The following is an 8,369-nucleotide window of genomic DNA, read 5'->3' on the forward strand; positions in this document are numbered from 1 at the left end:
TTCGCATGCCGCTTTATTCAAATATTTAACTGCTGATGTTGGTTATTTCGATTTCTTCTTAGAAACCGCTTTTGGACGAGGTTCATCCATCAGGCCTTTTACTAGGGAAACCGTTGCAACAAGCAGAACAATCGTAAATGGTAGGCCTGTGGTCACGGCCATTGCTTGAGCTGCCGCTAGGCCACCACCAAGCATCAATGCAATCGCAACTAAGCCTTCAAACGTACACCAGAACACGCGTTGAGGCGTTGGCGCATCGACCTTACCGCCCGCAGCAATAGTATCAATAACCAGTGAACCAGAGTCTGAAGAGGTAATGAAGAATACCACCACCAAAATAATACCGACGAAAGATGTAATTTCAGCTAGCGGCATCACATCTAACATGGCAAATAGTTTTAACGGTAATTCCGCGTTGAACACGGCTTCATAACCATCGCTCACGTATTGGCTTATAGCGTTACCACCAAAAGCGGTCATCCATAACACACAAACAGAAGAAGGGATAAGGATAACGCAAATAATGAACTCACGAACGGAACGACCACGAGATACACGCGCAATGAACATACCGACAAATGGTGACCAAGAAATCCACCAAGCCCAGTAGAATGCTGTCCAACCTTGAGAATAGTTTACGTCTTCTCGTCCAAATGGCATTGATAGGGCAGGAATATTAGCCACATATGACACTATATTTTCGAAGAAGCCCGTTAAAATCGCGATCGTCGGGCCGACAACAATAACAAAAAGCAGTAAAAGCGCAGCGAGACCCATGTTGATCTCAGATAAGATTTTCACGCCTTTGTCTAGTCCCGCAACAACTGAGATTAAAGCGAGTGCGGTGATGCCAATAATCAATAGTACCTGCGTAGTATTCGTCATTGGAACATCAAACAGGAAGTTCAAACCCGTTGCGGCTTGAGACGCACCGTAACCTAGAGACGTTGCCAGACCAAAAACTGTCGCTACAACGGCAAGAATGTCGATAATGTGACCAGTCCAACCCCATACACGCTCACCAAACAGTGGGTAAAAAATGGATCGCATGGTAAGTGGCAAGCCTTTATTAAACGAGAAAATCGCCAAACCAAGAGCCAATAGCGCATAGATTGACCACGGATGAAGCGCCCAGTGGTAAATCGTCGCCGCCATGCCTAGTGCAGATGCAGCACTTGCATCACCTTCTGCACCACCTAGAGGGGCCCAGTCAGTACGAACACCGTTCTCAACGTTCACGCCACCAATAGCAGAACTAAAATGAGACATAGGTTCTGATACACCAAAGAACACCAGACCGATACCCATACCTGCTGCAAAGAGCATTGCCAGCCAACCCGCATAGGAATAATCTGGCGTCGCTTCTGTACCGCCGATTCGTACGCGACCTAGCGGTGTAAAAATCAACCCAACACAGACAATGACAAAAATATTACCTGAAGCGAGAAAAAACCAGTCTAAATTGTGTAACAAACCCGCTCGTAGGTCTGCAAAAAACGGCTCTACCTGTTCTCGGAATAATAGTGTTATCACAACAAACATGACGATTGCTAAGCCAGAAATTGCAAAAACACGGTTGTGAATATCAAGGCCAAATGGGCCTACTTTTAGCGCAACGTTATCCTGACCAATTTGATAGTCAGTATCTATTGCGTTTACTTTTCCATCGGGGCGTTGAATGCCACCGTTATTATCGGTGCTCACGGATAATCTCCTTAAAAATACGTGACCAAGTTTAAATTACTTTCGTCGGAGTTCGAGTAATGAAACGTCTTCATCACTACCAAGCACATGTTCATAAAACATTGTTCTTATAAGCGGTTACTCAATCCGCTATCATAATCTTAAAGCCCCCTACCTTTCATTGCATTTTATTGTTTTCACCATAAATAACGCCTATTGCCAAACCGAAGATATTGGCATGTTTCGATTAAAGTGATACTGCAGTTGTGCTTGAAACAGCTCCGCAGTTGCTAACGCATCCGTCAGGGCATGGTGAGGCTGATAAGCAGGGAGGCCATATCTTTCACGAGCGTGCCCTAATCGTACGGAACCGGGCTTCTTGCCTTTCAACTTATTGATAAAACCTCTGCATTCACGGCGTTGTATTGCATACTCAATATCTAACGTATCAACAACAGGAAACTGTATCCCCTCCCCAATGCTATTTAGCAACGCGTTATTAAAAAACTGCCTTTCGATATTTTTATAATGAACAAGTACCACTTTGCCTGACAGCGCATCCAATATTTCCCCTAAAATGTGGGTTAGTTGGGGCGCGTTTTTGACTTCAGAATCAGTGATGCCATGAATCACGACTGACTCTTCGTTTAACTCACGATTAGGGTTAACAACCCAATGCGCAGAGCCACTACATTGAACACGATCAATGGTAAACGGCACAAGTCCAATCGTGAGAATTGCATCCTCTTCCGCATTCAAACCTGTCGTTTCAAAATCTACCGAGACAAATGGCACTTCCTCAACTGGGGTTTCCCCATTAACCATCGGTGTCGAGTAATAACGTTTGAGTCTCTCGTCTCTTGCTTCTTTCGCGAGCTGTTTGAATAACGTTGACCACTCTGGCGTCCGAGACGTATCCAACAACAGCTGATCTTTTGCTGCCTTTTTTGAGAACCACATTATTTGCTACTTCTCTGGTATCGGAACTTGATGAAGTTCTGTGCATTACTAAGGATTTGGAAAGCAGCTTTTAAGTTTCGGCGCTCAAACTCTGACATGTTCTCTGGCTCAATGTTGTTATCTGGTTCATCTCCATTTTCGATATCGAGTGCTTGATGACGAATTCGAACCATGTAGATCAATTCCATTGCATCCCTCAAGTCCATTCCTCGACCTTTAGGTAAAATGCCCGCATCATTGATATCGTCTAAACGGTCAAACGAGTTTTGCGAACGGGAACCAATTGCCAATGAATGTACTCGAATCAAATCTGCCAATGGCGCAGTACCTCTTCTTTTCAAGTTAATAGAATTGCGGTGACGACCATCTTTTTCCATAACAAAATCTTTGAAGAAGCCCAATGGCGGTGTACGACGTATCGCGTTGTAAGCCATACATGCAAGGAAGCGGTTGTTTCTTTTCGCGCGCCTAACAATAAAGCTGCTTAATTGTTCCGCCCACTTCACTCGCCCATGAACACCTAATAAATCAAAAAAGATATTACTGTTTAACAACCTTTCAGGAGTTGGGTTATCTATCCAGTTGCCAAAGCACTCTTCCCACTCCGATCGGGTTTTTCGCCACTCTGGATTGGTTGCCATAATGTCGCCAGTACAGTAAGCATAGCCGCATGCTGCTAAACCATCACAAACAAATTTGGCAAACTTTTCAAAGTACTCCCCGTGCATCTCAACATCATAACTGTTGTCGAGAATAAGGGCGTTGTCTTGGTCCGTTACAATTAACTGCTCATCCCTGGCCATCGATCCCATAGCGACCAAACAATACGGAATTGGCGCAGGGCCAAGCTCTTGCTCTGCTAATTCAGCCAAACGCTGTTTAAAGCTACTACCAATTACCGACATGGCTCGACCAATCATATGAGCGTTGGCATCTTCATTCACCATTCGTACAAAGCAGTCTTTCACTTGTTCAGAAACTTGCTTGAGATCTTCAACGCTGTTTTGTTGGAAGATTGAGCTAACGAGCAGCAAGCTGTTTTGAGATTCATAACGGACAATATCCGTCATGCCAATAATTCCTATCGGCTTTTTATCTTTTAAAATTGGGAGATGGTGCACGTTGTAGCGCAACATGGTTAACATGGCTTCAAAGACATAAGCGTTGTAATCCAGAGACACCACGTCATAACTCATGACCTCACTCACTGGGATATTGGTATCAATGCCCTGAGCTAATACGCGAATGCATAGATCGCGATCAGTCAATATTCCAAGTAGTTGTTCATCGTCTTCTTCTGTGAGTTCTTCTGCTGGGCGAACAATAAGCAAAGAGGTGACATTTTCCTCCGCCATCAGTATCGCGGCTTCTTGAATCGATGCCGTCGCCTCCAACGTTACCGGATCTCTCGCTAAGATCTTACGTGCCTTGGCAGTGGTAAAGTCATTGCTTTCTGAGCGGCTGGATATTGCGCTTCGCAAACGCGCGCTGTCTTCCAGTTCCATGTAGTCAGCAAAGTTTTCAAACTCATCACAAAGCTCGTTGAAAATATCCTCCGGAATACAGTAAACCAAGGTGTCTTCTATCGCTTTGGCAGGCATACGCACACGGTTGTTCATTAACAACCCCATCTGTCCAAACAGTCCACCAGCGTCAATCCTGTTATAGAGTTCGCCTTTACGTCGGTAGATCTCCACAGCGCCGCTTCTCACCATATATAAGTCGCGGATCGTGTCTCCAAAATTGAGTATCTCTGTGCCTTGTCGAAAGTATGCAACCTCGGCATTTAGAGCGATCTTTTTTAACTGCTCTTCGGGTAGATCATCGAAAGGTGGGTACTGGCTAATGAAGTTGAGCACTTCTAACTGTTCGGCTTCCATCTTTTATTCCATACGTTGCCTAAACTACAGCGATAAATATCACCAAGATTGAAATCAATCAATGAATAAATCTAAGAATAACAACACCTAACCTAGTTCGCAGAATAAAACTCCAACCAAAAATTAGAGCTCTAATGTTTTTAAATATAGACCTCTAATCTATTTCTCCTTATAGCTATGCAGGTGGGCTGCGTTGAAATGTACTAAAAACTTCAAAATAAATTCAAACCAATGTCATGGAAAAGTTAAGCAAAGACAAAATCAACCGTAAATATCTATTTTTGTTAATGAAAATACTATTTAACCACACCTCCTTCATTGTTCATTGTATGCACATAAAACCCGATTAACCGAACACCATTCGTTGAAAGTTGAACTAAAATTAATTAGAGTACAAATCGTTAAACAGTTATAAACACACAAAAAAGGACAGATAACATGGATCCCATACTGGAAGTTAAGGGACTGTATAAAGTGTTTGGAGATGACCCAGAAAGAGCCTTCTCGCTTATCGAAAAAGGTATCGATAAGGATGGTATTTTTGAACAGACAGGTTTAACAGTCGGCGTAAACGATGTATCTCTCACCATTAACGAAGGTGAAATTTTCGTAATCATGGGGCTTTCTGGTTCGGGAAAATCTACTCTCGTTCGACTCCTAAACCGACTCATTGAGCCAACGAAAGGCAGTGTTTATCTCAAAGGGAAAGATATTGCCCATATCTCTGAAGACGAACTTCGAGAAGTTCGTCGCAACAATATCTCAATGGTTTTCCAAAGTTTCGCGCTTATGCCTCACATGACGGTGATCGAAAACGCTGCATTCGGTTTAGAACTTGCTGGCATTGATGTTAATGAACGTCAGAAAAGTGCGCTTTCCGCCTTGGAAAGAGTTGGCTTAGACCCTTATGCAGAATCTTTCCCTGACGAATTATCCGGTGGTATGAAACAGCGCGTGGGTTTAGCAAGGGCATTGGCTTGTGACCCAGACATTCTATTAATGGACGAGGCGTTTTCCGCTTTAGACCCATTAATCCGTTCTGAGATGCAGGATGAGCTTATTCGTCTACAAAACGATGACAAACGCACAATTGTCTTCATCTCTCATGATTTGGATGAAGCAATGCGTATTGGTGATCGTATCGCCATCATGCAAAACGGTGAGGTTGTTCAGGTTGGCACGCCTGATGAAATATTGCACAGCCCAGCAAATGATTATGTCGAAGCGTTTTTCCGCGGCGTAAACATCGCAAGTGTCTTGACAGCAAAAGATATCGCTCGTAAGAAACCCGCCGCCGTCTTTAAGAAATCGGAAAATGATGGCCCGGGCTCTGCGATGCAGATTCTAATGGATCATGACCGTGATTACGGCATTGTCGTCGATAAATCTAGCCGATACTCCGGCATCGTGTCTCTTGACTCACTACGTTTGGCTCACAAAGAAAACCGCTCTCTAGCCAGTGCTCAATTGACGGATGAAGTCACTCTTCAGCCAGAGCAGTCAATCAATGACATTTTGGGGCTAGTTGCAGGCGTTCCCTATGCCGTACCTGTCGTTGATGAGCAAGGTACTTACTTTGGTGTCGTGACTAAATCACGTCTTCTACAAACACTAGATAAGGATTAACACGATGTCTTCAGAGCAAACTAACAATGATCCCTGGTCGAATACCGCTCCTGCACAAGATGATCCTTGGTCACAAGGTGCAGGTGCTGACGCTGCCCCAAGTAATGACTGGTTAAGCTCAGAAACTGTAGAGCAAGCGCCATTCGACATTATGAACCCATTCCAAGATGCGGTTCTACCACTTGATAGCTGGGTAGAATCGGGATTGAACTGGTTGGTGGAACATGGTCGCCCAGTTTTCCAAGCAATTCGAGTTCCAATCGACTTTATTCTTACCTCGTTTGAAACTGCTTTGGTGTCCACACCTGCGCCCATCATGGTGCTCATTTTATTTTTGCTGGCGTGGCAGTTTTCCAATGTAAAACTCGGTTTTTCAACACTTGTATCCCTTGTTTTTATCGGCCTAATTGGTGCGTGGTCACAGGCGATGACAACGCTCGCACTGGTTTTAACCGCCGTCTTCTTCTGTTTGCTTATCGGGCTACCGATGGGGATATGGTTGGCGAGAAGCCAAACCGCAGCCAAATTTGTTAGACCAATACTCGATGCAATGCAAACGACCCCCGCGTTCGTTTATCTAGTGCCAATCGTTATGCTATTCGGTATTGGTAACGTTCCTGGCGTTGTAGTAACCATCATTTTCGCACTGCCTCCCGTTGTGCGCCTGACTATTTTAGGGATTCAGCAAGTACCTGAAGAGCTAATCGAAGCGGGCCACTCTTTCGGGGCAAACAAAAAACAGATGCTTTACCGCATCCAATTGCCATTGGCGTTACCAACGATTATGGCAGGGGTAAACCAAACCTTGATGCTTTCACTTTCTATGGTAGTGATCGCTTCAATGATTGCGGTTGGCGGCTTGGGCCAAATGGTACTTCGTGGTATCGGCCGACTTGATATGGGTCTTGCTGCTGTCGGTGGCTTAGGCATCGTAATTCTTGCCATTTTATTAGACCGTATTACCCAAGTATTAGGGGTTAATGCGGGTAACACCAAGCTTCGCTGGTATCACACAGGTCCAGTTTCATACCTATTAAAACTGAAAACAAAGACGAACCAAGACGATCTAAAACTTAGGAGAAACATCAATGAATAATTCATGGAAGAAAGCGCTCTCTGTTGGAGCTCTAAGTACTATCGCATTTTCAACTTATGGTGTGGCAAGCGAACTGCCGGGTGAAGGTGTGACTGTTCAGCCAGTTCAATCAACCGTTGCAGAGGAAACGTTTCAAACATTGATCGTAAACCGTGCACTTGAAGAGCTTGGTTACGATGTAAAACCAACTAAAGAAGTGGATTACAACGTAGGCTATACCTCTATTGCTAAAGGCGACGCTACTTTCTTAGCAGTAGGTTGGTTCCCTCTTCACGCCGATAAGTACACAATGTCTGGCGGTGATGATAAGTTTTTCCGCAAAGGTCAATATGTAAGTGGTGCTGCGCAAGGTTACTTGATCGATAAAAAAACCGCTGAAAAATATGGCATCACAAATATTGGTCAATTAAAAGATCCAAAACTGGCGAAGCTTTTCGATGCCAACGGTGACGGTAAAGCGGACTTAACAGGTTGTAACCCAGGTTGGGGTTGTGAAATGGTCGTTGAGCATCAGTTGGATGCGTTCAAGCTTCGTGACACAGTAACGCACAACCAAGGTAACTACGCTGCGATTATCGCTGACACGATTTCTCGTTACAAAAAAGGCGATCCGATTCTTTACTACACTTGGACACCTTACTGGGTAAGTGGCGTCTTAGTTCCGGGTAAAGATGTTGTTTGGTTAGAAGTGCCATTCTCTTCACTTCCTGGTGAGCGTAAGGACATCGACACAACACTAGAGAACGGTAAGAACTACGGCTTTGAGATGAACTCTATGCGCATCGTTGCGAACAAAGAGTTTACTGAAAAGAACCCAGCAGCAGCGAAGCTGTTTGAAATCATCAAGCTAAACATCAATGATGTTAGTGCGCAGAATATGATGATGAGCCAAGGTAAAAATAGCGCGGCAGACATCGAAGCGCACGTAAATGGCTGGATTAAAGCCAACCAAACAACCTTTGATGGTTGGATTGAAGAAGCGAAGAAAGCGGCAATGTAACGCCCAAAAATCTTAAGAAACCGCTAAAGCTTTAGCGTATCTTTGGTTCCTCAGTGAGAAAATGAAAAGCCAGTCGATTATTTAGACTGGCTTTTTTATTTAGATTACTCAAAAAACATCGTAT

At 44.2% G+C, this 8,369-nt stretch carries 6 protein-coding genes; 3 read left to right on the forward strand and 3 right to left on the reverse strand.

Annotation, left to right across the window (positions count from 1 at the left end; translation table 11 throughout):
• Positions 1-42: 42 nt before the first annotated feature.
• The 3 genes from CAG69_RS03430 to CAG69_RS03440 form a co-directional block, all read right to left on the reverse strand.
• Entirely contained in the window at positions 43-1,704 is a 1,662-nt protein-coding gene (locus CAG69_RS03430; RefSeq protein WP_161442735.1) for a BCCT family transporter, read from the reverse strand.
• A gap of 192 nt (positions 1,705-1,896) precedes the next feature.
• Entirely contained in the window at positions 1,897-2,643 is a 747-nt protein-coding gene (locus CAG69_RS03435) for a 3'-5' exonuclease (protein ID WP_161442737.1), read from the reverse strand.
• Positions 2,643-4,523, reverse strand: a complete 1,881-nt coding sequence (locus CAG69_RS03440) for a DUF294 nucleotidyltransferase-like domain-containing protein (RefSeq protein WP_161442739.1) — start codon at positions 4,521-4,523, stop codon at positions 2,643-2,645. The genes CAG69_RS03435 and CAG69_RS03440 overlap by 1 nt, the downstream gene beginning before the upstream one ends.
• A gap of 438 nt (positions 4,524-4,961) precedes the next feature.
• On the opposite strand from CAG69_RS03440, the gene proV reads away from it, so the two are divergent.
• From proV to proX, 3 genes are read left to right on the forward strand one after another with little or no spacing between them, the layout of a single operon-like run.
• Entirely contained in the window at positions 4,962-6,149 is a 1,188-nt protein-coding gene (proV, locus tag CAG69_RS03445) for a glycine betaine/L-proline ABC transporter ATP-binding protein ProV (protein WP_161442741.1), read from the forward strand.
• A gap of 4 nt (positions 6,150-6,153) precedes the next feature.
• Positions 6,154-7,245 carry a glycine betaine/L-proline ABC transporter permease ProW gene (gene proW / locus CAG69_RS03450; protein ID WP_046874899.1) on the forward strand — a complete coding sequence of 364 codons (1,092 nt, stop codon included), beginning with the start codon at positions 6,154-6,156 and terminating at the stop codon, positions 7,243-7,245.
• A complete protein-coding gene (gene proX, locus CAG69_RS03455; protein WP_161442742.1) occupies positions 7,238-8,245 on the forward strand; it encodes a glycine betaine/L-proline ABC transporter substrate-binding protein ProX in 1,008 nt (335 codons plus the stop codon). Before proW ends, proX begins: the two co-directional genes overlap by 8 nt.
• Positions 8,246-8,369: the final 124 nt, after the last annotated feature.

Source organism: Vibrio sp. V43_P6S15P86, from assembly GCF_009904725.1.
GTDB lineage: Bacteria > Pseudomonadota > Gammaproteobacteria > Enterobacterales > Vibrionaceae > Vibrio > Vibrio diabolicus.